The sequence below is a fragment of the Citrobacter telavivensis genome, assembly GCF_041807075.1.
Classification (GTDB): domain Bacteria; phylum Pseudomonadota; class Gammaproteobacteria; order Enterobacterales; family Enterobacteriaceae; genus Citrobacter_A; species Citrobacter_A telavivensis.
In genome coordinates this window covers 25,077-47,247 of sequence record NZ_JBGUBF010000011.1, presented here as the reverse complement: position 1 = coordinate 47,247, position 22,171 = coordinate 25,077, and the positions used below count along the sequence as shown (strand labels likewise).

The window sequence follows — 22,171 nt, the reverse complement described above, 5'->3', positions numbered from 1 at the left end:
GGTTAATTAATGAAAAGTGGGTTGTACTGTGGCGGCTGAGTAGTTCGGTGCCGGAATCAGGTGCAGCTCATAGGTTGTCCGCCACCACTCCTGGATCAGCGTTTTTATCTCGCCAACTCCCAACGCTCCGGCTGTATAGAAAATTGCACGAATCCCCGCCAACGCTTCTATCTGGGCTTCTTTGCTTTCCGCTTCGCGATACACGCAGCACCAGAAAGCGGCATTGATCGCCAGCCAGTGACGCGGATTTGTCATGTGTTCAGTGTCATTGAAGAAGAACGGATGCAAAGCGATGCGGCCATTTTTACTGGTACTTTTCGCTGCAAACGCTACAGCGTAGTTATGCGGGACACCCCACACAGCCAGTTCAGCCCCCAACGATTTACCCTCAACGGAAATAATGGTCATTAGTGATTCCCCTGTTGCTGGAACTTATGGACGATATGAGGCGCGACCACCATCTGCACCCCACTACTGCTATAAATTGGATGTGCCTTTTTGATCGGGCGGTTCGCGGTGCGCTTTGAAAAATCGCTGTCACGTAAACTGCCGAAACCTTCAAACGTTAACCGTGCCCGTGAAATGCCCTGGCGCAGTTGAATCATGTCCCGATAGCCCAGGCGCTCATAAAGCTCCCGCCAGCAGCACTTGCTTAAATGGGCTTTAAATGCCCCGGTACCAGATGTAACCGCAGCAGCATGAAGCACTACGCCGCGCCATTCCGGTGTTAAGTTGTCCCACCATTCAGCGGCCTCGCTGCTTTCGCTGAAGTATTTGCGGCGGATCTGTTTTAAATGCTCCAGCCCGCGCTTTTGCTGTTCCTGGCTAATCGCCATAACGCCCCCTATAGCCCCATCAGACGACGCCACCACGGGCGACGCTGCTGCTGGCCATTGAATTTGTACATGTGCCCAGGGTTCCAGCGCTGACCGTTCGGCAGTTCTATCCAGCCCGTTGAACCACTCGGCAACTGCATGGCTGGTGATTCTTTTTTCAGGTAAGTCACAAACGCTTTCATGGTGTTCCCTCACATCAGGCCGGTGACGTTGGTTGTGACCAGATCCACCGCAGCGGCCAGAACCGGCGCAGAGTGAATACGGCTTTCAACGGTATAAGCCAGCACGGATAAGCTACGGATTGCATCGCGGGCGCGATCCAGAATTTGAGTACGGCGGGCGGCGGTCATATGGCCAGTTGATACGGCTTCCCCAGCAATCGCGCCAACACACGCAGTGGCGCTAAGCGCACACAGTTGCATGTTGGCTTCAGTGGCATTGTTCACAGGCACGGATGGAAGGCAGTTAATTTGGCCTAACATCCCATCAAGTAAACGTGCATCTTCGGTGTAATCCGTAATAGCCAAAAGCTCATCGCAGGTCAGGCGGTGCGGTTGCGCCGGGTTCAATTTGTTGCGCAGGATCTGCGGTCTCATACCAACGGCAGCGGCCACATCTTCCAGATTGTGCTCAATTGCAAATGCTCGGCAAGCCGCATCAAAGTGCGCATGTTTAGATGTCTGGTAATCAAACATTGTTTGCCTCTCCCTAATCCGTAGGATGGATTACGCATTAAGCGAAATATTGCATTCGCTTAATGCCATCACGGTTAAGGCGGCCATGTTCACTTCAACCAACCCTCTTTTCTGTGCTCCCTTTGGTTTAATTGGCAATTTTCCGTATGAAATCAGGTTCTCCGCTGTACTCCGAGACATGCCAGTACGACGACAATACTCATCAAGCGGGATGTAAGGATCGGGGATCACGATTGTAATGTTGGGACGCATAATGCAAACTTCTCCGATTAGGGATACGCCAATATCCACTGTTATTAACCAATATTCGACTTAACCTACAACGCGGAGACTCTACTTCGACTTAGTCGAGAAATCAACATCAATTTCGACTTAATCGAAAGAGTGAGCTAATGAGCAAATTTTCCTTTGAACAGATAGGCCACAGTAGCGATGTCTTGGATCGGGTTGTGGATGCCTACGGATTTACCTCAAAACTACAACTAGCTGATCATTTCGATATGGCTTCCAGCAGCCTGTCTGCGAGGTTTAAAAGGGGGATATTTCCGGCTGATATGGTTGTCAGATGCGTTGCTGAAACTGGGGCATCACTGGAGTGGCTCGCCACTGGTCAAGGTAGAAAGTTTGACGATGAAGAGCTGGATATTTTGAAAATGCCTCGTCGCAAAATCGTTGACGGCCTGATTTATGAAGCAGGGATGTACATGCTGGATAAGGTCACTTTCTTACCTGGAGTTCCTTTGCCTACCTCCCCCATGTGTATACTGGAAGGTAACAACCAGTTTATCGTTGATACCTCATTCACAGAGGTTTATGACGATCAGTGGCTGGTAGAGATTGAGGGTAAAACGAGTATTCGCACCCTTACGCGCATTCCGATCAAGAAAGTAAGAGTAAGCGGCGTTGGTATGGCCTTTGATTGTGGCATTGACGATATCACCGTAATTGGGCGTGTAGTCCTGACGATTCATTGATATGGCCGTAAGAAAACTAAGTGATGGCCAATGGGTTGCAGACTTCTATACCGTCAACCGCAGCGATGGCAAGCAAGGGAAGAGAGTTCGCAAGAAGTTCGCGACTAAAGGCGAGGCGTTAGCATTCGAAAACTACACCCTTCAAAAAGTTGAGGACACGCCCTGGCTTGGACAAGGAAAAGATAAACGTCGCCTTTCAGACCTGATACATCTTTGGTTTGAGCGCCACGGGATAACCCTGCGAGATGGTGAAAAGCGTAAAAGCGCCATGCTATGGGCTGATGAGTGTATGGGTTCTCCTATGGCTACTGAGTTCACCGCACAGTTGTTCACCGCTTATAGAGCTAAAAGGTTGGATGGCCATTTTGCCCGGACAAAGCGTGTCACTCAGGTTTCGCCGCGCACCATGAACCTGGAACACGCGTATTTCTTGGCCGTTTTTAACGAATTAAAACGACTCGGGGAATGGGAACCTCCAAACCCGTTAGAAAATGTTCGACAGTTCAGAACTGAAGAAAGTGAGATGGCCTATCTGACCGGAGAGCAGATTGACAGGCTTTTAGAGGAATGTCGCAACAGTTCTGCCAAAGACTTAGAGATGATAGTAAAAATCTGCCTGTCTACTGGCGCTCGCTGGGGAGAGGCAGAAAAACTGAAACGCAGTCAGATCACAGCGGGAAAGGTGACATTCATAAAAACGAAAGGGAAGCGCAATCGTACAATACCACTTGCCCCCGAAATTCTATCCGAACTATCAAAAAAGAATGGCGAACTGTTTGAACCATGTTATTACGCTTTTAGATCAGCACTTGAGCGGGCGGGGATAAACCTACCTGCCGGGCAACTGACTCACGTTCTAAGGCACACTTTTGCATCTCATTTTATGATGAACGGCGGCAACATACTGGTACTGCAAAAAATCCTCGGTCACACAGATATTAAAATGACTATGCGGTACGCCCATTTTGCGCCCAGCCATTTAGAAGATGCATTAAAGTTTAATCCATTGGTGGGAAGATGAAAAAAATACCTGAACGACTCAGCGATATGGATGAGGCAAAAGAATTAAGAATTAAAGAACTAAGTAAAATGTTCTCACCTCATTTTAGCTCACTAAGTAATTATCAAGTATTCATTATGCATCTAGTAATCTTGCTTGGTAAGCATAAACCTGTTGATGACAGAGACCGAACTATCAGAAACTTACTTGCAGACTGTAATGACATGCTTGATCCGATAGCATCAAGCTTGAAAGAGGGCAAGTACAACGTTGCTTCAACGCTTACTAGGCGTTTATATGAAGATATTTCCTTAGCCAATGCTTTCATGCTAAATCCCGTGTTACATGATCGCTGGCATTCAGGTGAAGAGATAAAGAATCAAGAAGTAAGGGAAGAGCTTGATAAATCAGAACTAGGTGCTGATATTGAATCAACCAGATATCTATACGGATTACTATCTGACTTATCCCACCCGAGCAGAGTTGCAATTATGGATAGATTTCTTGGAGAAGGTGTAGAGTTTTCATTAGGAGGCTACCCAACCCCGAGCGTATATCACGTAGCGGAGACATTAGTACAATGTCTTTCCCTTGTATTTTGGCTCTGTGCGGCCACAGCCCTTTTCTACAAGCCACTTATTTATAAACATAATCCAGAATTGGTTAAATTATATAAATTCGCAGCGGAACACGCACAAAAGATCAACAGTCAATTACATAAAGAACTGGACAGACTCCTCTCTGAGGAAAACATAACATTCATTGAAAAAAAATACCCCCTACGCAAGAAGAGAAACCCTAAACAAAAGCCTTGAAAATGTCGCAAAAGTGTCGCACAAACTTTAGATTATTGGCTCTTATTGGTGGATATTGGTTTTGTAATTCATTGATTTTTATCTAAGTTATTGTTTTTACTTTCTCTCCTATGCTTCTCATAATCGCTTGGTCGCTGGTTCAAGTCCAGCAGGGGCCACCAAATTCAATGAGTTACAACAGCGCGGAAGTAAGAGAAAGGGATGCTCTTCCCCTACAGGCAAGAGCATCAAGACAGGTTGTTGACTTCACGCGCGCTCAACTTCGACCAGTTCCTGAAGCTGCTCACGCATATACAGTGAAAAATACTCAGGGTTTTTAATCAATACCCGCTCTCCGGACTCAAACTTTTCAGCCCATCCGGCTAATTTCTGCGTAAAACCGGGGTTCCACCCCTCCTGTTCCCCCCGGGCCGTGACGTCTGCTGCGCTAGCCGGGAATCCCAGTTCTTTCAGATACTTCAAAATTCCTTTCGCCGTGCTTTCATCCATAGGTTCAGGTGAAGAGGCCGAAGTGTTCATACCGTTAATGAAATCTAATGCTTTATCAATGACTGCAGGCATACTTTTATCCTTAAAATTTACCATGTAAAACACAAGACTACCCTATGACCTTAAACCGATTTCAGCGTCAAAGAAATCATTAAATTTCATTGTCCCGACGGCGCTCACTTTACTTGTTGTGCCAGTAAGCCGCTGCACGGACTAACTGCTGATCAAACGGTTCCTGCTCAAAGCGCTGGCTGAGTTTTTTCACCACTTTCCCTTCCCCGGTGATCCAGATGAAGTAATCTTCTTCCGGCACCTCAATCTGCGCCAGTCGCGCGGCAACCGCCTGCTCATCGTGTCCCAGCCATTCAATGGCAAACCCGTCCAGATGCGCGAGATAATCCTGATATGCCGGATCGGCGACGCTCACCAGCGCGGTCACCGTCGGTTTTACCGGTAAGCGACTCAACGCCTCAAGACGACGACGCAGCGCCGGCATGCCTGACTCATCGCAAACATAAACCTGATATGCGTAATCTTCCGGCACCACCAGTGAACCGCGTGGCCCACCGATCGTTAACGTATCGCCTGCGCGCGCCTGTAACGCCCAGGAACTTGCCACGCCGCCGTCGTGGATAAAGAAATCCAGCGCCAGTTCATGACGGGCTTCATCGTACAGCGGCGTATAGTCGCGAGAAACAGGACGTACGCCCTCTCCCCAGACAATGCCCTCTTCCGTCACGGTTGGCGGAACAAAATGGCTGCCGGGTTGCGGGAAAAACACCTTGCTGTGATCGTCAAAACCGCGCGAGCTAAAACCTTCCAGTGCATCGCCGCCGAGGACAATACGCTGAAAACCCGTGCCAATACGTTCTACGCGCAAAACGCTAAGTTCGCGAAAGCGCAGTTCATTGCGCACGCGCTGAGGGTAACGTGAAGTTTTATCCATCATCTTTTGACCTTAGTGTAATAATCAGATATATCGAAATAAATTTTCAAATGATAATGATTGTTAATCACCAGGATTGCAAGTCATTTTTTGATAGTTTCTGGAAGATTGCACCGCAAAATATTTATCTTTAAAATTCATATAATTAATAAAAATATCAACATTGAACTTGTCATAATTTATGATTTAGATATAAATTAGATATATCTAAATAACATCAGGAGATTATCATGCGACATCATCATGAAGGTTGCTGTAAAGGCGAAGGGCATCATCACGACGGTTGCGAACATCGTCACGGCAGAGGCGGTGGAGGTGGACGACGTCAGCGCTTTTTTGGTCATGGGGAGCTGCGTCTGGTGATTCTGGACATTCTTTCCCGTGAGGCCAGTCACGGCTATGAGCTGATCAAGGCCATCGAAAATCTGACGCAGGGCAACTATACGCCGAGCCCTGGGGTTATCTATCCAACGCTGGATTTCCTCCAGGATCAGGCCTTTATTACGATAAGCGAAGAGGATGGCGGGCGTAAAAAAATCACCCTCACCGACACTGGCGCACAGTGGCTGGAAGAGAATCGTGAACATCTCGACCACATCCAGGAACGCGTTAATGCGCGCAATGTCGGCTTTGAGTTGCGTAAGAACCCGCAGATGAAGCGAGCGCTGGAAAACTTCAAGGCGGTGCTTGATCTGAGGGTAAATCAGGGTGACATCAGCGACGCGCAGCTTAAAAAGATCATTGGCGTGATCGACCGCGCGGCGCTGGAAATCACTCAGCTTGATTAAGCAGGCAAGGCATCGCCTTCGCGAACGCGGAACACTTTCACCATCTCTTTTAAGTGTAACGCCTGCTCGTTCAGTGACGCCGCTGCCGCAACGGACTCCTCAACCAGACAGGAGTTCTGTTGCGTGGTGGCGTCAATCAGGCCAATCGCGCTGTTGATCTGCGAGATACCCTCGGTCTGCTCACGACTGGCCTGGCCGATCTCCCGTAGGATCACATCCATCTCTTCAACGTTGTTTACCATGCCGTTAATCAGGGCATTAGCCTTCTCGACCAGTTGCATCCCTTCCTGGGTCTGACCGGTGGAATCCTCAATCAGATGGCGAATCTCGCTGGCAGAAGACGCGCTCTTCTGCGCCAGTTGGCGTACCTCTCCCGCTACCACGGCAAATCCGCGGCCATGCTCACCGGCTCGCGCCGCTTCAACCGCCGCATTCAGCGCCAGAATATTAGTCTGAAAGGCAATAGAGTCAATCAGGTTGATGATGTCTGACATCCGGTTAGTCGTTTCATTAATCACGCGCATTTTCTGCGTCACCTGATTCATCATCTCGCCATTGTTCTTCACGACGGTCGCCGCCCCCGCTGAGAGTTTCGTCGCTTCTCCGGTATGTTCGGCGGTATTTTTGACCGTGGCAGTGATCTGCTCCATCGACGCTGCGGTCTGCTCGACAGAGCTCGCCTGTTCTTCGGTACGCGCAGCCAGATCCTGGTTTCCGGCGACAATCTGCGCTGCCGCGCTGGAGATATTCTCTGAGCCGTTCTGAACCTCCTGGACTATCTCCAGCAGACGAGTTTTCATTACCATCAGCGCATGCAGCAGTTCGCCGGTCTCATCTTTCTGCGTGGTAATAATATTGCGGGTCAGGTCACCCTCGGCAATCGCTTCGGCAAACTGCACCGCTTCATTCAACGGCCGGGTGATGGAACGCACGATATACCAGCCCATGATACAGCCCGCGGCAATGCCGATGAGCGCCAGTGCGCTAAGCAGCGCCCGGTTCGTGTTAAAGTCGCTTTCCACCTGTGCGCCAGCGCGCAGCATCTGCCTGTCTTCAATGGCGATCAATGCCTGAACTTTAGCTTTATAGTCCTGCTGTACATTAACCGTCGTGGTCATCATCTCCTGCATCGCCGCCTGTCGGTTATGGTTTTGCAGTTCCTGCAGAATGCGAAATCGGGAGGCGAGATACTGCTCACGCACATCGCGGATCCCTGCGATGACATTCTTCGATTCGGCATTCAACGGCGCGGCGTTCAGTTCATCCAGCAGCACCGTGATTTGCTCGCTTATGGCGTCGAGTTTTTTCTGTGACGTCTGGGCCCACCGCCCCTCTTCGTCCATCAGCATCAGTTGCTGCGTGCTGACAAAATCCTGGAAATGATCGACAAGCTTGTTGGCTTTTACCGTGATGGGATAATCATTGGTAATGATGTTTTGCATACCACTGTTGGCGCGGTCCAGGCTAAATAAGGAAAGGCCCGAACTCACCATCATCAGTACAATAAACAATCCAAACGCGATAAATAATTTTGAGCGAATTTTCATGTTACGCAAAAACATATATTCTCCCTGGAGATAGTTTTCTTCAGACAGATTCCTTTATCGGTAACAATTTCACTAACTTTATGAATTTGATCGCTTTTTATTATCAATAATTGCTGGTAAATAGTTTTTAACGATGAATAGAGGCAGACCGATCGTTATATAAACGATTTTTTATAATGTCTAAATAGCCAAAATAGGGAAACTGAAAGCGGTTAATAAAATAGAGAAATAACCCGTAGGTGGTAATATTTAATATGCTGTTAACATTATTATTACAATAACGCTTGCCGTTACAGGCAAGCGTTGATGAGGATAAAGGAAAGGATTAGTGCAGCACCGTCACGGCATCTTCCAGACGGCTGGCGCGGTGTTTCACCATAGCGGACACCTGGGCGCTCTCTTCAACCAGTTCGGCGTTCTTTTGTGTAATGTGGTTAAGTTCATCCACCGCACGCGTCAGGCTGGTCAAGCCATCGGACTGTTCCAGTGTGGAATGGCTAATCTGTGCAATCAACTGGGTGACGTTCTGAACCTGAGAGACAATATCATCCATCGTGCGCCCCGCCGCATGGACCTGCTGGGAGCCAGACTGCACTTTATCCGCACTGGCATCGATCAGCTTGCGAATATCATTCGCCGCGCTGGCGCTGCGACTGGCCAGATGGCGCACTTCACCCGCCACAACGGCAAACCCTTTCCCCTGCTCACCCGCCCTGGCCGCTTCAACCGCGGCGTTTAGCGCAAGGATATTCGTCTGGAAAGCGATGTCGTTGATAAGCGTAGTGATGGTACCGATGCGCTGCGTGCTGTTGGCGATGTCATCCATGGTTTTAATCACGGTGTCCATCGCCTCGCCGCCCTGCGTCGCCGCGTTACTGGCAGCAATCGACAGCTTATCGGCTGCGGACGCGGTTTCTGAGTTTTGTTTAACCGACGCCGCCATTTGATTCATGGTGGTCACCGTCTGCTGCACGTTATCGACCGTCTGACGGGTGTGCTTATTCAGATCGTCATTACCTTTCGCCAGCGTTTCGCTGCCGTTTCTGACGCTCGACACCTGGCTTGAAACATCGTTGATTAGCCAGCGACACATCAGACCAAGCTGTCCGACAGCGCGTAGCATCAATCCCAGTTCGTCGCTGCGGTTCAGATGCGCCACGCTGTTCCGCTCACCGGTCGCCACCTTCAGCGCCTGTTTCGCTACATTCTCAATCGGGCGAACAATCTGCCACTCAAATGCAGCCGTACCCAGCAGCATCACCAGCGCGCACATCAGTTGTGCGGGCCATAACGCACCGGACAGTTGCAGCGTCGCCGCCAGCACGCCATAAATGAGCACCATCACGCTACGAACCCGCCAACGCACCGGCATTGCCGGCAGTTTCCCGAGCCATCCTTTACGCACCACCAACCCCTTGTGGATCCGGCGCGAACAACGGCCTTCATTGAGCGCCTGATATAAAGGCTCAACGGCGGCGATCTCCGCGTCGGTCGCGCGGGTACGGATCGACATGTATCCCGTCACGTTCCCCTCGCGTACCATCGGTACCGCGTTCGCCCTTACCCAGTAATGATCGCCATTTTTACGGCGGTTCTTGACGATGCCGCTCCACGGCTCGCCCTGCTGCAGGGTGTACCACATGTCGGCAAAGGCCGCTTTCGGCATATCCGGGTGACGCACCAGGTTATGAGGTTGCGCCAACAATTCATTGATCGAATAACCGCTGATATTGACGAAGGTATCGTTGGCGTGAGTGATGTAACTGTGGAGATCGGTAGTCGACATGAGGGTCGTATCGTCATCCAGCGGTGTATTTTGCTGGGTGACGTAGAGATGAGAAGACATAGTCGCGTCCTGTGCTAGTTATCTGGCTGTTAACTTTTTTGTCAGATGTTATTTCGGCGCTAACAGATTTATCTTTAGATGTTAAATTTGATTTAGATCGCAATTTGCGATTAAACCTCACGATTTGTATGAATTCTAATTGATTGATTTAAAATACTTTCAGATTGAAACTATAAAATCCCCCTGAGGGATACGCACTGTTACTGCACAATTTTTGCACTATTTCCGCGCAGTCGCCCCTTCTGAAGCCACTCTCGTACGGTCTTCATTCTGCGCAAAAACTCAGCAACTGTTAACAAATGAGATTAAATGTTGCGCAACAACTCTTCTCCCTGGTGTTTATCCCGATTTTCGTCAGCGCCGCCGGGATGGCGCAATCCCTGCAATACTTAAATCGGTATCATGTGATACGCAAGCCCCGGGAGCATATTTTGAACAGGTTACCTTCCAGCGCATCGGCTTTGGCCTGCAGCGCACACGCACTGAATCTCATTGAGAAGCGAACGCTTGATCATGAGGAGATGAAAGCACTTAACCGAGAGGTGATTGATTACTTCAAAGAGCATGTCAATCCGGGATTTTTAGAGTATCGCAAATCTGTTACCGCCGGCGGGGATTACGGAGCCGTAGAGTGGCAAGCGGGAGGTCTGAATACGCTTGTCGACACCCAGGGACAGGAGTTTGTCGACTGCCTGGGAGGTTTTGGAATTTTCAACGTGGGGCACCGTAATCCAGTTGTGGTTTCCGCCGTACAGAATCAACTCGCGAAACAACCTCTGCATAGTCAGGAGCTGCTTGACCCGCTGCGGGCCATGCTGGCAAAAACCCTTGCTGCCCTGGCACCCGGAAAACTGAAATACAGCTTCTTTTGCAACAGTGGCACGGAATCGGTCGAAGCGGCGCTGAAACTGGCGAAGGCCTACCAGTCACCACGCGGCAAATTTACCTTCATCGCCACCAGCGGCGCATTCCACGGTAAATCACTGGGCGCGCTGTCCGCCACCGCCAAATCCACTTTCCGCAAGCCGTTTATGCCGCTATTACCGGGTTTCCGTCATGTGCCGTTCGGTAATATTGAGGCTATGCGTACCACGCTCAGCGAGTGCCAAAAAACCGGAGATGATGTGGCGGCGGTGATTCTGGAACCTATCCAGGGTGAAGGCGGCGTGATCCTGCCACCACAGGGTTATCTCACCGCCGTGCGTAAACTCTGTGACGAGTTTGGCGCGCTGATGATCCTCGATGAGGTCCAGACCGGCATGGGGCGAACCGGCAAGATGTTTGCCTGTGAACATGAGAACGTGCAGCCTGACATTCTCTGCCTCGCAAAAGCGCTGGGAGGCGGCGTGATGCCGATTGGCGCAACGATCGCCACCGAAGAGGTTTTTTCAGTACTGTTCGATAACCCGTTCCTGCACACCACGACCTTTGGCGGTAACCCGCTGGCCTGTGCGGCCGCGCTGGCGACCATCAATGTCCTGCTGGAACAAAACCTGCCGGCACAAGCGGAACAGAAAGGCGATATCCTGCTGGACGGTTTCCGCCAACTGGCGCGGGAGTACCCCGATCTGGTGCAGGACGCGCGCGGGAAAGGGATGCTGATGGCAATCGAGTTTGTCGACAATGAAACGGGCTACCGTTTCGCCAGCGAGATGTTCCGCCAGCGGGTACTGGTTGCCGGGACGCTAAACAACTCGAAAACGATCCGCATCGAACCGCCGTTAACGCTGACGATCGAGCAGTGCGAACAGGTACTAAAAGCCGCACGTAAAGCGCTGGCGGCACTGCGAGTGAACCAGAATCAACTGGCGACAGAGCAGTAAACCCACGCCCCCTGCGACTGCGTAGGGGGCGTTATTTTTATCCTCCCGCAAACGGCGAGGGAATATCCCGCCACTGCACTTCGCAATCGCTGGTACCGCAAAACAGCCGCCTACCTTGCCCTTGCTCTTGCGTTTCCAGCAAACCGGCGGGAAAGACCACGTCCTGTAAATCGTCACGTTTACTCTCTCCGGGCAGAAAATCATCGCGACAGGCCACGATGTTCATCGCGCTGCTAACGCCACGCTGATAGTCAAAGGTAAAACATGCAGCATAGTAGTGTCGGTTACCCTGCTCATCGAAACGAGCCACGTGCGCCAGCGCGCCAATGTGACCCGAGGGTAACAAATGGGCTTCGTTAACGCCGCACCAGCAGAACGTATCAACATGCGGAATTAGCGTAGCCCGCGCAATGGTCTGCGTACCAAGTTCACTTAACGTGGAGAGAATCATCCAGCCAATGGTGCCCCGTCCACCGGGATCGCCCTGCGGACGGGTAAATACCAGAATTCGGCCGTCGGGCAGTTCAACCAGTCGGATATCCTTCATCCCCCATGGTCCGACGGTCAGGGGCCGCAGTGCGCGAACCGACGGGCCGACAAAGAACCGCGTTCGCCAGCGCATCCCTTTGCCCTCCTTCGCGGGTACCACTTCCACGCCGCCCAACAGCAACTCGCCGCCAATGCGGCTGACGAAAGGATCCTGGAGCCGGAACGTCGGCATCTCATCCAGCAACGTGGCATGGTTGCCGCCATCCCAGGCGAAAAAACGCACCTGCGCATCTTCGCTATCGCGCGCCTCGACGCGCGCGGCTATGCACCATCGTCCTTCATCAAGAAAGGGGGCTGTGGGGTTATAGGCATCCAGACCCGCTACGCCGTGGAAGACAATTTTTCCACGCCTTCCGCTCTGCGGCTGCGGCCGATAACGCTGATAGAGCGCCTCAACATCGTCGCGCATTATGCCAGCCCAAGATGTTGCCAGAGCGCGTCCATCGGCAGGGTCGCCAACGCGGTACACTCGTCCGCCGCGCCGTACCAGACGTGCAGCGTGTTATTACGAATCAACGCCCCACAGGTAAAGACCACATTGCCGAAAAAGCCTTCCCGCTCATAAATCGCCGTCGGCTCCAGCAGCGGCACCGGCGATTTGGCGAGAATCTTCATAGGATCGTCGAGATCGAGAAGCAACGCCCCCAGGCAGTACCGCTGCGCGGCATCCACCCCATGATAGATCTCCAGCCAGCCGCGATCGGTTTTGATCAGCGGCGCGCCGCCGCCGGACTTGCGTGAATCCCATTCGTCCCCGGAACGCCCCAGCAGATGTCGGTGATTGCCCCAGTGCAGCATATCCGGCGACTCGCAGATCCAGATCTCCGGATGACCAAAGTGACACGGTGCGGGACGCGTCAGCGCCATATAGCGTCCGCCGATCTTTTCCGGAAAGAAACAGACATCGCGGTTATCCGGGCAGAGAATTAGCCCCCGTTTTTCCACAGTGATGAAATCACGGGTGGTCGCCAGCGCGGTGGTGATCCCCAACGAAGAAACCGCCGAATAGTTGATATACCAAAGGTCATCTATCCGCGTAATACGCGCATCCTCGCAGCCAAACTCCTCGTAGCGGCTGTCGGCAATAATAAACGGCTGCGAATCAATGGTGTAATGCATGCCGTCGACGCTGCGCGCCAGGCGCAAATGGGACATTGAGGTTAACCAGACCTGCGCCGGATCGCTTTTGAGCACGATGGTGCGCGGATCGCTAAAATCGAAGCGATCGTCGCCGCGATCGAAGGTTTTGGTGGTTTGCCGCCAGCCTTCTGCCTGCGGCTTCAGCAGCGGAACCACAATCTGCTGCGGATTATCGTTAATCACGCTTTCCGCGACGCGCAGCAGCAGAATAATTTCGCCGTTACATTCGGTGACCCCGGTATTAAAGACACATTCAACCTTGCGCCCCGGCAGTGAAGGCACCACGTCTTTCGGGGTAATAAGCGGATTACTGCTGTGTCTGTTCATGAACGCTCCTTTTCATCACAATTTGATTTTTGTCCAGCCACTGGCCGTCGATGCCGTACAGCACTCCGGCAGGAATATCCCGCCAGGGATTCCGTACCGGCGCGCCAAAGTTGATTGCTACCCACACGCACTCCTGCTCCGTTTCGCGGGTGAACCATACGCAACTCTCCGTCAACCCAAGTTCACTGGACGCCCCTTCACAGAGGGCCGGCGTGGCCGCCCGCAGCGCAATCAGCGCCTGATATTGTCGCCATAGCGACGCTGGCGTCTGCCGCTGACGCTCAGCGTTGATGAGTGGGTAGTCCTCGCAAACGGGCATCCACGGGGCGACGGTAGAAAAACCGGCAAACGGTGCGTCGGACCACAGCAGCGGCGCACGCGAACCGTCGCGGGAGTGTTTCACCGCCAGCGCCAGCGCCTGAGCCTCATTCGCCCCCTGCTGTAACGCGGTTTGGTAATGGGTTTTGCCCTGAATATCGAAGAGTTGCTCTACGGAGAGAGAAGAATAATTCGGCATGCCCAGCTCTTCGCCCTGATAAATAAACGGCACTCCGCGCGCGGTAAGCTGTAATGCCAGCACTGCCAACGCGCGCGCGGTATCACGCGGGCCTTCGCCAAAGCGACCGATCATGCGCGGCATATCGTGGCTGGAGAAAAACAGCGTAGGCGGCCCGGACTGCTGCGCCTGCGTGGCGTTAATCGCTTCGCACAATCGAGCGATATCAAAGGTTTTTTGGCTGCCGATATTGAAGTTAAACACCACGTTCATCAGCTCAGGGCTTTGATAACGCGCCAGAACATCCAGCGCCTCGCTGCCAATTTCGCCAATTAAAAATGTCTCCCCCTGCTGGCGCACATAACGACATAGCCGACGCAACGTCTCGAGAATGCCCGGCTGGTTGATATCGAAATGGTGCTGCTGCTCGCCATTCTCCTGCGGGTTATCCGGGCCAATGCCGTCGGTGGTCAGGAAGTTGATAACGTCAAAACGGAAACCGTCGACGCCCTGCGCTTTCCAGAAATCAACAACCCGGTAAATTTCACGCTCCACGTCAGGGTTCGCCCAGTTGAGATCGACCTGCTCGGGGGCAAACTTGTGATAGTAGAACTCCCCGGTATCCGGCTCGGCGGTCCAGGCGCTGCCGGAGAAAAATGACTGCCAGTTATTCGGCTGCCTGCTGAACAGGAAGTAGTCGCGATAGCGGCTGGCCGGGTTGTTCCACGCGTCGCGAAACCACGGATGCGCCGACGAAACGTGGTTAACCACCAGATCGATAATCACGCGAATTCCGCAGGCATGGCAACGCGCCACCACCTTACGAAAATCCTCAAGCGTGCCAAAACGCGCGTCGACCGCGCAGTAATCGCTGATGTCGTAGCCGTTGTCCACCAGCGGCGAGGGATAAAACGGCGTGATCCAGATGGCGCCGACGCCCAGTTCGTACAGGTAGTCCACCTTCGACAGCAGGCCAGGAAAATCACCCATGCCGTCACCGTTACCATCGCAGAACGAGGGCAGATAGATTTGGTAGCAGGTACACGCCAGCCACCAGGGTTGCTTGTTCACCGGTTCATTCCTTATTTCAGTGATAACGACATGCCCTGCAGGAAGTATTTGCGAAAGAGGACAAACAGCACCACCACCGGCAGCATCTGCACCACTGCCCCGGCCATTACCGGGCCAAGATAGACGCCGTAAGATTTGCTGAAGGTTGCCAGCAGCACCGAGAACGGCATCTTTTCAACGTCGCGCATGACGATCAGCGGCCAGAGGAAGTTGTCCCACGAGCTTGAGAAGGTAAACAGCGCGACGATTGCCAGAATGGATTTGTTCAACGGCATCATCACGTGGCGCAAAATGCCCCACAGGCTGGCGTGGTCGAGGCGCGCGGCATACAGATAGTCGTTTGGCGTGCCTTTAAAGCTCTGCGAGACCATAAAGATCCCCCATGCGCTCATGGCGTATGGCAGGATCATCGCGCTGTAGCGGTTCACCATCCCCAGTTCACGCATCAGCACAAACTGCGGAATGATGAACATAAAGACCGGGAAAACCATCTGGACGATCAGCAGGTTACGAAACGCATTTTTGCCGCGGAACTCGGTTTTCGCCAGCGCGTAGCCCACCAGCATGGAGGTGACGGTGACGCAGAAGGTTATGGCGAAAGAGACAAACAGCGAGTTAAACAGCGTGCGTAAGAAAGGCTTGTCGGCCCGGTTGCTGTTATCAAACAGGAAGATGTAGTTTTCCAGCGTCAGATGACCGGAGAACAGACCGGTAGTGTAGATCTCCGCCGTCGGTTTCAACGACGAAACGGTCATCCAGATAAACGGATAGAGCCAGCTTAACGCCAGAATAAACATTACCGCGTGAATCACCAGGCTCAGGGGAGTGAGTTTTTTCATTCACACAATCTCGATATTTTTTTCAAACAGTTTACGGAACAGCCAAATCGCTACGAAACTGCAGCCCGCGACAATAATGGACATGGTCGCCGCCCACGTCGGCTTCATATTCTGGAAAGCGGCTTCATACATCACCACCATCGGGCTGGTGGTGCTATTCAGCGGGCCGCCGCCGGTAATTAAATAGGGCTCGGTGAAGATACTGAAAGCCACGGTAATCGCCAGCACCATGACCATGACAATTTGCGGATTCATCATCGGCAGCGTTATTGCCCAACCCAGTTTAAAACGCCCGGTTTTATCGAGCATTGCCGCGCTGTAAATATCGCCAGGAATCGCCTGCATCCCTGAATAAAGAATTAATCCGTAATAGCCGACAAATTTCCAGGTCACAATCAACGCGATGGAAAGCATCGCACAATCCGGATTAGTAAACCACGGAACGGAAATACCGAAATGCGCGCGTAAAAATTGGTTCACTGGGCCATATTCGCTAAACAATTTAGAAAAGACGATGGAATAGGCCACCCCGGAAGAGATATTGGCGAGTAAAAAACTCAGCGCAATAAATCCCTTGCCATAGTTAATGCGTCGTAATCCCGCCGCAAATAAGAGTGAAGCAGCAAAAACAATCGGTACGTACCACATTAAAAAGCGACAAATATTCCACATCGACGTCCAGAATAGTTTATCGTTCACGACGCCAGTCAGGTTTTGCAGCCCCGAGAACCGGGGCGTTCCAATAAACTGCCACTGGGTGACGCTCAGCACCGCCAGCCAGGCCAGCGGATAAAACCAGAACAGCAATGAATAACCTATCCAGGTGGAGGCCAGCAGGCCTCCGGTACGGGAATCATATCCAGCCATCACGCCCCCTTATTGCGCCAGCAGAGCGTTAACTTCCTGCTGTGACTGGTCCAGCGCTTTTTCCGGGGCTTCGTTGTTGAAAATCACCCGTTCAAGCATCTGCGTCATACTGCGTTGAATTTCTGTGGTTTGCGTGGTCGCCACCGGAGGCAGGGCCACGTCAACGTAAGAGGCAATATCTTTCTCCAGCGGATTTTTCGCAAAATAGTCAGTAAACAGCGGATTACTCATCAAGTCGGCGCGTGCAGGCGGCATACCGGTCAGTTCAAGCCAGGTGCGATCATGCCCGGCGTTGCCAAAGACCCATTGCATAAACGCCCAGGCCTCGGTTTTGTGCGTGCTGGAGCTGAACATCACCATGCCCTTGCTGTCGCCGAAGGTGTGCGGATGGGCGGCGCCGTTTTCGGTCAGCATCGGGCCAATCTGAATGGTTTTCAGCACCTCCGGGTACTGTTTCCGGTAGCGGGCAAGATCCCACGGGCCGCGGGCAGAGGCCAGAACCTGGCCGGTCGCCAGCGGATCGTCAGCGGAGGTGAAGTCGTAGCTGCTCCACTTGCTGTTAAACACTTTCCCCATAAATGTCAGCACCGACTGACCGTCCGGGTTATTAAAGGCCGCTTTTTTATCAGCAATATAGGTTTTCCCACCGCTCTGCGCGTAATACAGGGGAATAAAGTCGAACCAGCGTTCCCACCAGTTCTTACCGGCAGTAAGCTGCATCACGTAGCCGTGGTTGTCCGCCGCCCGGCGTTCTGCCAGTTGATAAAGCTCGTCATAGCGGGTCGGTGCATGGTCGAAACCGTACTTTTTCAGCAGGTCGCCGCGCCACCACCAGACGATAGGATTAACGTATATCGGCAGGACGTTCTGCTGGCCGTTGAGCTTCCACGCCGGGAGAAGCGATGCCATCTGGCGCGTTTTCACCAGGTCATCAAAGCCTGGCATTTTGGACAGGTCCTCAATTTGCCCGACATCCACCAGTTGGCTTGCGAAGCCAATAAAAATATTGCTGGAAATATCTGGTTCGGTACCCGAAGCCAACGCGTTCATAATCGCTTCTTCCGAACTGTTGGCGGCAGGAATAGTAGTAAATTGTACGGGGGTATGGGCAGGGTCTTTATTCCACTCCGTTACCATTTTATTCCAGAAGGCTTCTTCATTTTCGTTAGGTGCCACCCACATTTTTATCGCTGTTTTCGCCCCGGCCTGTTCATCTTTTTTCTCATCCGGTCCACAACCAGAAATATATAGACTAAGTAATATTGATGCCATCAATTTAGCAACCGCTGCAACTTTCACGATATATCTCCCTAACTCTCAATAAGTGTTATTGGCTTACCGCTACCCTGCTTTTGAATATTGCGTACGCTAACACCCCTTATTTATGTTTAACGTTAAACAAATCACAAAACTATTTTTGTTTAACGATAAACTCAGCCACCAATATCAGGAAAGAATAAATATAAACATCATGAATATTAAAAATAAAAACACACCATCAGACAAATATAATAAAAGGCAAACAGCAAAAATAACCATTAAATCATTAGCGAAGGAAATGGGAATATCCCATACCACAATCTCAAACGCATGGAATAACCCAGAAAAACTCTCCGTCGAACTGCGTGAACGCATTTTATGTTATGCCCGGGAAGTGGGCTTTCAGGGGCCGGACCGGTTGGCCCGCGCGCTGCGTACCGGCAAGTCAGACACCATTGGCGTCATCTTCAACGATTCGATGAGTTACGTGTTTATCGACCCGCACGATATCAAACTGATGCGCGGCATTGCCGTTCGCTGTGAAGAGCAAAATATTAATCTCGTGCTGGTCCCGTTGCAAAAAGGGGCCGCTAACGCAACGCCGTCGCTTACTACGCTGGTCGATGGTTATATTCTGAATGCCACCCACAATAGCGCCGCCATTATTCAGCAGACGCTGGCTCGCCATCTTCCGGTGGTCACCCTCGATTTCGAATTACCAGAATACAGCAGCGTATCGATTGATAACGCCAGCGCGATGCGGGATATCACCCGCTATTTGCTCGACAAAGGACACCGCCATTTCGGCATTATCGCCTTCTCCTCGCGTCCCGGCGCGCAAGGTATGCGCCATCTGGCACGCGCGGTTACTGGTGATAACACGCTGATGCTAACGCGCGTCAACGCCTGCCGCGCCGTCTTTCGTGAGCAGGGCATTCCGCTTTCTACCTGCTGGCTGTATGAAACGCAGCATGATGAACAGCACGGCGAACTGGCCGCCGAGGCGCTGCTGAGCGCCCATCCCGATATCAGCGCGCTCATTTGCTTATCCGATCGCTTCGCGCTGGGCGCCGTTAACTACTGCCAGCGCCAGCGTCTCGCTATTCCACAGCAGGTGGCGATCAGCGGTTTCGACAACATCATTCCCGACGCCAACGGTATTGGCCTCACCACCATTGATCAGAACGCGGAACGTAAAGGCGAAATCGCCGTGGAATTACTCCTCAACCGCGGGCCCGTCATCCATCACGCACTGGAATACCAGTTGATCGTGCGAGAGACGGCCTGAGTGCATTTTGCTTAACAGAAGAGTGGATTATGGATGAACTGACCTGTTTTAAAGCTTATGACATTCGTGGTGAAGTGGGCGTCTCTCTCACGCCGGATATCACCTTTCGCATTGGCCGCGCCTACGCCGCCTGGCTGCATCCCAGACGCGTGGTGGTCGGCGGTGATATCCGCCTGAGCTCCGAAACGTTGAAGGTGGCGTTGGCCGAAGGGCTAACCGCCAGCGGCGTCGACGTTATCGACATTGGGCTGTCGGGTACTGAGGAGGTCTACTTCGCCACCCGCGAGCTACGGGCTGATGGCGGTATCCAGGTCACCGCCAGTCATAACCCCGCGCAATACAACGGCATGAAACTGGTGCGCGAAGAGGCGCGCCCTGTCAGCAACGACAACGGGTTGCTGGCAATCAAAGCGCTGGCTGAACAAAATATTTTTCCCCCTGTCGTGCATCGCGGTGTGGTGATCCGTTACGACAATCGTCCCGCCTGGGTTCACTGCCTGACGCGCTTCCTTCATCGCCCTCCAGCTCGCCCGCTGCGGATCGTGACCAATGCCGGGCACGGTACCGCGGGCCCGGCGCTGGATGCGCTGGCGGAAGGTCTGGCGCAGGCAGGCGTGCAGGCAGATTTTATTCGTCTGCACCATCAGCCGGACGGTCATTTCCCGGCTGGCGTGCCGAACCCGATGCTGCCCGAAAATCGGCAGGCGACACGCCAGGCGGTGATTGCGCATCAGGCCGATTTCGGGATCGCCTGGGAGGTGATTTCGACCGCTGCTTTTTCTTTGATGAACAGGGGACATTTATCGAGAGCTACTATCTGGTCGGGCTGTTCGCGCACCACTTCCTGCAGCGTTTTCCCACCAGTCCGGTGATCCTCGACCCGCGACTGACGTGGAACACACTGGAAATGGTGACCCGCTGCGGCGGACATCCCATCATCAGTAAAACCGGCCATGCCTTTATCAAAGCGCGGATGCGCGAAGAGGACGCCATCTACGGCGGAGAAATGAGCGGGCACCACTACTTTCGCGAGTTCGGCTACTGCGATAGCGGAATGATCCCGCTGGTGCTGATGCTGCAAATTATCGGTAACAGCAGTCAACCGCTTTCCCGGTGGATTGCCGACGCCCGGTCGCACTTCCCGGTCTCTGGCGAGATCAATCTGACCGTTGGCGATCCGGCGGCGATCCAGAAAGCGGTTATTGCACACTATCAATCCGCCGCCCCTGAACGCGACGACTGCGATGGCATAAGCCTCGCCTTCGCCGACTGGCGCTTCAATTTACGCGCCTCCAATACAGAACCCCTGCTGCGGCTCAACGTGGAGACTCGGGGCGATACCGCCCTGCTCGCGCAAAAAACCGATGAAGTATTGACGTTGATTGCCGCCCAATCCGGCGCTAAGGAGACGCTATGACCGCCCTTTCCCTCAGGAATATTCATAAAAAATATGACAAGACCACCATCATTGAAAATCTCTCGCTGGAGATCGCCTCCGGGGAATTTATCGTTCTGGTCGGACCGTCAGGCTGCGGTAAATCCACGCTGCTGCGCATGATTGCCGGGCTAGAAACCCCCGACGGCGGCACGCTGATGATGGGTGATATCGACGTCACCCACCTGGCGGCAGGTAAACGCAACCTCTCAATGGTGTTTCAGTCTTACGCTCTTTATCCGCACATGACGGTGCGGGAAAATCTCTCCTTTGGCCTGCGAAATATCCGCACACCGGCGGATGAAATCGCCCGACGGATAGAGCATGCCGCCGCGATGCTCAGGCTAGACGAGATGCTGGACCGGCTTCCGCAGAATCTCTCCGGCGGCCAGCGCCAGCGCGTGGCGATTGGGCGCACTATCGTTCAGCAGCCGGAGCTGTTTCTGTTCGACGAACCACTGTCGAACCTGGACGCCGCGCTGCGCGTGGAAATGCGCCAGGAGATCCTGCAGCTCCACCACACGCTGAAAAACACCATGATCTACGTCACCCACGATCAGGTGGAGGCAATGACGCTTGCGGACCGCATCGTAGTGCTCTATAAGGGAAAAATTGAGCAGGTAGGGACGCCGCTCGAACTGTATAACACGCCGGCGAATCTCTTTGTCGCCGAATTTATCGGCACGCCTAAAATCAATATCCTGCCCGCCGTCTGGCGACAGGGCGCGCTGCATCTTGCCGATGATCTTCGCTTTCTGCTTTCGCGCCAGCCGGTAGGTGCACGCGACGGCGACAAGATGTTCGTGGCTATCCGCCCGGAGCATCTGCAGTACCAACAACCGGGCGACTTTAGCCTTAACGGGCGAACCCGTCTTTGCGAACTGCAGGGTGACTCTACGCTGGTATGGCTGGAGGTGGCAGGGCAATCGCTATGTCTGAAATCCTTCCAGCAGTTGAGTTTCCCGGCGCAAACCGCATTAACCCTGACCATGCAGGAGCAACATCTTCATCTTTTTGATTCGATTGGTAAACGCGTGGCTTTCGTCTGATGAGCGCCCCCGGCAACCGGGGGCTTTTTTTGAATCCCATCACAATCATTGCATTCCCCTTTTCCCTTTTACCCGTCGACGGCTAAATTAG

The 22,171-nt window shown here is 52.7% G+C and carries 22 protein-coding genes, 1 tRNA gene and 1 pseudogene; 9 read left to right on the top strand and 15 right to left on the bottom strand.

The window, feature by feature from the left end; all coding sequences use genetic code 11:
- Positions 1-6 precede the first annotated feature (6 nt).
- The 5 genes from ACERJC_RS23740 to ACERJC_RS23720 are packed head-to-tail and all read right to left on the bottom strand — an operon-like array spanning position 7 to position 1,783.
- Positions 7-408, bottom strand: a complete 402-nt coding sequence (locus tag ACERJC_RS23740; RefSeq protein ID WP_373672613.1) for a hypothetical protein — start codon at positions 406-408, stop codon at positions 7-9.
- Positions 408-836 carry a hypothetical protein gene (locus ACERJC_RS23735; protein ID WP_373672612.1) on the bottom strand — a complete coding sequence of 143 codons (429 nt, stop codon included), beginning with the start codon at positions 834-836 and terminating at the stop codon, positions 408-410. Before ACERJC_RS23735 ends, ACERJC_RS23740 begins: the two co-directional genes overlap by 1 nt.
- A gap of 8 nt (positions 837-844) precedes the next feature.
- Positions 845-1,018, bottom strand: a complete 174-nt coding sequence (locus ACERJC_RS23730) for a phage filamentation protein Fil family protein (RefSeq protein WP_373672610.1) — start codon at positions 1,016-1,018, stop codon at positions 845-847.
- 9 nt (positions 1,019-1,027) lie between these two features.
- Positions 1,028-1,531, bottom strand: a complete 504-nt coding sequence (locus tag ACERJC_RS23725) for a phage regulatory CII family protein (RefSeq protein ID WP_373672609.1) — start codon at positions 1,529-1,531, stop codon at positions 1,028-1,030.
- 30 nt (positions 1,532-1,561) lie between these two features.
- The gene (locus ACERJC_RS23720) at positions 1,562-1,783 is read right to left on the bottom strand and encodes a helix-turn-helix transcriptional regulator (RefSeq protein ID WP_373672608.1); all 222 of its coding nucleotides are present in this window, start codon (positions 1,781-1,783) and stop codon (positions 1,562-1,564) included.
- Between the two features lie 140 nt (positions 1,784-1,923).
- Between ACERJC_RS23720 and ACERJC_RS23715 the strand changes: the two genes are divergently transcribed.
- The 4 genes from ACERJC_RS23715 (at position 1,924) to ACERJC_RS23700 (ending at position 4,481) form a co-directional block, all read left to right on the top strand.
- Entirely contained in the window at positions 1,924-2,505 is a 582-nt protein-coding gene (locus tag ACERJC_RS23715) for a phage repressor protein CI (RefSeq protein WP_373672606.1), read from the top strand.
- A gap of 1 nt (position 2,506) precedes the next feature.
- A complete protein-coding gene (locus ACERJC_RS23710) occupies positions 2,507-3,526 on the top strand; it encodes a phage integrase (protein ID WP_373672605.1) in 1,020 nt (339 codons plus the stop codon).
- Positions 3,523-4,320 carry a hypothetical protein gene (locus ACERJC_RS23705; RefSeq protein ID WP_373672604.1) on the top strand — a complete coding sequence of 266 codons (798 nt, stop codon included), beginning with the start codon at positions 3,523-3,525 and terminating at the stop codon, positions 4,318-4,320. The genes ACERJC_RS23710 and ACERJC_RS23705 overlap by 4 nt, the downstream gene beginning before the upstream one ends.
- Before the next feature lie 37 nt (positions 4,321-4,357).
- Positions 4,358-4,481: transfer RNA gene (locus ACERJC_RS23700), tRNA-OTHER, on the top strand.
- A gap of 85 nt (positions 4,482-4,566) precedes the next feature.
- Here ACERJC_RS23700 and ACERJC_RS23695 read toward each other — a convergent pair.
- Both ACERJC_RS23695 and ACERJC_RS23690 read right to left on the bottom strand, forming a co-directional pair.
- Positions 4,567-4,905, bottom strand: a complete 339-nt coding sequence (locus ACERJC_RS23695; RefSeq protein WP_152406402.1) for a DUF1889 family protein — start codon at positions 4,903-4,905, stop codon at positions 4,567-4,569.
- Between the two features lie 85 nt (positions 4,906-4,990).
- Positions 4,991-5,755, bottom strand: a complete 765-nt coding sequence (locus ACERJC_RS23690; RefSeq protein ID WP_373672650.1) for a siderophore-interacting protein — start codon at positions 5,753-5,755, stop codon at positions 4,991-4,993.
- Between the two features lie 227 nt (positions 5,756-5,982).
- Here ACERJC_RS23690 and ACERJC_RS23685 point away from each other — a divergent pair, with 227 nt between their 5' ends.
- The gene (locus ACERJC_RS23685) at positions 5,983-6,543 is read left to right on the top strand and encodes a PadR family transcriptional regulator (protein WP_162200270.1); all 561 of its coding nucleotides are present in this window, start codon (positions 5,983-5,985) and stop codon (positions 6,541-6,543) included.
- Here the strand turns inward: ACERJC_RS23685 and ACERJC_RS23680 are convergent.
- Complete coding sequence (locus ACERJC_RS23680; protein ID WP_152406079.1) at positions 6,540-8,105, bottom strand: methyl-accepting chemotaxis protein; 1,566 nt, start codon at positions 8,103-8,105, stop codon at positions 6,540-6,542. The genes ACERJC_RS23685 and ACERJC_RS23680 overlap by 4 nt on opposite strands.
- Positions 8,106-8,415: 310 nt before the next feature.
- Entirely contained in the window at positions 8,416-9,936 is a 1,521-nt protein-coding gene (locus tag ACERJC_RS23675; RefSeq protein WP_373672603.1) for a methyl-accepting chemotaxis protein, read from the bottom strand.
- 431 nt (positions 9,937-10,367) lie between these two features.
- On the opposite strand from ACERJC_RS23675, the gene ygjG reads away from it, so the two are divergent.
- A complete protein-coding gene (gene ygjG, locus ACERJC_RS23670) occupies positions 10,368-11,759 on the top strand; it encodes a putrescine aminotransferase (RefSeq protein ID WP_373672602.1) in 1,392 nt (463 codons plus the stop codon).
- A 37-nt stretch (positions 11,760-11,796) separates the two neighbouring features.
- Here ygjG and ACERJC_RS23665 read toward each other — a convergent pair whose 3' ends face one another.
- Genes ACERJC_RS23665 through ACERJC_RS23640 form a run of 6 tightly spaced genes read right to left on the bottom strand, consistent with a single transcriptional unit; the run spans position 11,797 to position 18,320 of the window.
- Positions 11,797-12,717, bottom strand: a complete 921-nt coding sequence (locus tag ACERJC_RS23665) for a DUF1861 family protein (protein WP_373672601.1) — start codon at positions 12,715-12,717, stop codon at positions 11,797-11,799.
- Positions 12,717-13,775: a glycoside hydrolase family 130 protein gene (locus ACERJC_RS23660; RefSeq protein WP_373672600.1), complete on the bottom strand. Its 1,059-nt coding sequence runs from the start codon at positions 13,773-13,775 to the stop codon at positions 12,717-12,719. Before ACERJC_RS23660 ends, ACERJC_RS23665 begins: the two co-directional genes overlap by 1 nt.
- Entirely contained in the window at positions 13,756-15,342 is a 1,587-nt protein-coding gene (locus ACERJC_RS23655; protein WP_373672599.1) for an alpha-glucosidase, read from the bottom strand. The genes ACERJC_RS23660 and ACERJC_RS23655 overlap by 20 nt, the downstream gene beginning before the upstream one ends.
- Before the next feature lie 11 nt (positions 15,343-15,353).
- Positions 15,354-16,181 carry a carbohydrate ABC transporter permease gene (locus ACERJC_RS23650; protein WP_371895809.1) on the bottom strand — a complete coding sequence of 276 codons (828 nt, stop codon included), beginning with the start codon at positions 16,179-16,181 and terminating at the stop codon, positions 15,354-15,356.
- Positions 16,182-17,048, bottom strand: coding sequence for a carbohydrate ABC transporter permease (locus ACERJC_RS23645; RefSeq protein ID WP_178823252.1), 867 nt, complete (start codon positions 17,046-17,048; stop codon positions 16,182-16,184).
- Positions 17,049-17,057: 9 nt separating this feature from the next.
- The gene (locus ACERJC_RS23640) at positions 17,058-18,320 is read right to left on the bottom strand and encodes an ABC transporter substrate-binding protein (RefSeq protein ID WP_373672649.1); all 1,263 of its coding nucleotides are present in this window, start codon (positions 18,318-18,320) and stop codon (positions 17,058-17,060) included.
- A 286-nt stretch (positions 18,321-18,606) separates the two neighbouring features.
- Between ACERJC_RS23640 and ACERJC_RS23635 the strand changes: the two genes are divergently transcribed.
- The 3 genes and pseudogenes from ACERJC_RS23635 to ACERJC_RS23625 all read left to right on the top strand — a co-directional run bounded on the left by ACERJC_RS23635 (position 18,607) and on the right by ACERJC_RS23625 (position 22,080).
- Positions 18,607-19,596 carry a LacI family DNA-binding transcriptional regulator gene (locus ACERJC_RS23635; protein ID WP_373672598.1) on the top strand — a complete coding sequence of 330 codons (990 nt, stop codon included), beginning with the start codon at positions 18,607-18,609 and terminating at the stop codon, positions 19,594-19,596.
- A 29-nt stretch (positions 19,597-19,625) separates the two neighbouring features.
- Positions 19,626-21,013: pseudogene (locus ACERJC_RS23630) on the top strand (phosphohexomutase domain-containing protein).
- Positions 21,010-22,080 carry an ABC transporter ATP-binding protein gene (locus ACERJC_RS23625; protein ID WP_373672597.1) on the top strand — a complete coding sequence of 357 codons (1,071 nt, stop codon included), beginning with the start codon at positions 21,010-21,012 and terminating at the stop codon, positions 22,078-22,080. Before ACERJC_RS23630 ends, ACERJC_RS23625 begins: the two are co-directional and overlap by 4 nt.
- Positions 22,081-22,171: the final 91 nt, after the last annotated feature.

Coding starts and splice junctions, on each gene's coding strand:
- ACERJC_RS23740 (WP_373672613.1), bottom strand. CDS start 408: ATGACCATTATTTCCGTTGAGGGTAAATCGTTGGGGGCTGAACTGGCT.
- ACERJC_RS23735 (WP_373672612.1), bottom strand. CDS start 836: ATGGCGATTAGCCAGGAACAGCAAAAGCGCGGGCTGGAGCATTTAAAA.
- ACERJC_RS23730 (WP_373672610.1), bottom strand. CDS start 1,018: ATGAAAGCGTTTGTGACTTACCTGAAAAAAGAATCACCAGCCATGCAG.
- ACERJC_RS23725 (WP_373672609.1), bottom strand. CDS start 1,531: ATGTTTGATTACCAGACATCTAAACATGCGCACTTTGATGCGGCTTGC.
- ACERJC_RS23720 (WP_373672608.1), bottom strand. CDS start 1,783: ATGCGTCCCAACATTACAATCGTGATCCCCGATCCTTACATCCCGCTT.
- ACERJC_RS23715 (WP_373672606.1), top strand. CDS start 1,924: ATGAGCAAATTTTCCTTTGAACAGATAGGCCACAGTAGCGATGTCTTG.
- ACERJC_RS23710 (WP_373672605.1), top strand. CDS start 2,507: ATGGCCGTAAGAAAACTAAGTGATGGCCAATGGGTTGCAGACTTCTAT.
- ACERJC_RS23705 (WP_373672604.1), top strand. CDS start 3,523: ATGAAAAAAATACCTGAACGACTCAGCGATATGGATGAGGCAAAAGAA.
- ACERJC_RS23695 (WP_152406402.1), bottom strand. CDS start 4,905: ATGGTAAATTTTAAGGATAAAAGTATGCCTGCAGTCATTGATAAAGCA.
- ACERJC_RS23690 (WP_373672650.1), bottom strand. CDS start 5,755: ATGGATAAAACTTCACGTTACCCTCAGCGCGTGCGCAATGAACTGCGC.
- ACERJC_RS23680 (WP_152406079.1), bottom strand. CDS start 8,105: ATGTTTTTGCGTAACATGAAAATTCGCTCAAAATTATTTATCGCGTTT.
- ACERJC_RS23675 (WP_373672603.1), bottom strand. CDS start 9,936: ATGTCTTCTCATCTCTACGTCACCCAGCAAAATACACCGCTGGATGAC.
- ACERJC_RS23665 (WP_373672601.1), bottom strand. CDS start 12,717: ATGCGCGACGATGTTGAGGCGCTCTATCAGCGTTATCGGCCGCAGCCG.
- ACERJC_RS23660 (WP_373672600.1), bottom strand. CDS start 13,775: ATGAACAGACACAGCAGTAATCCGCTTATTACCCCGAAAGACGTGGTG.
- ACERJC_RS23650 (WP_371895809.1), bottom strand. CDS start 16,181: ATGAAAAAACTCACTCCCCTGAGCCTGGTGATTCACGCGGTAATGTTT.
- ACERJC_RS23645 (WP_178823252.1), bottom strand. CDS start 17,048: ATGGCTGGATATGATTCCCGTACCGGAGGCCTGCTGGCCTCCACCTGG.
- ACERJC_RS23640 (WP_373672649.1), bottom strand. CDS start 18,320: ATGGCATCAATATTACTTAGTCTATATATTTCTGGTTGTGGACCGGAT.
- ACERJC_RS23635 (WP_373672598.1), top strand. CDS start 18,607: ATGGGAATATCCCATACCACAATCTCAAACGCATGGAATAACCCAGAA.
- ACERJC_RS23625 (WP_373672597.1), top strand. CDS start 21,010: ATGACCGCCCTTTCCCTCAGGAATATTCATAAAAAATATGACAAGACC.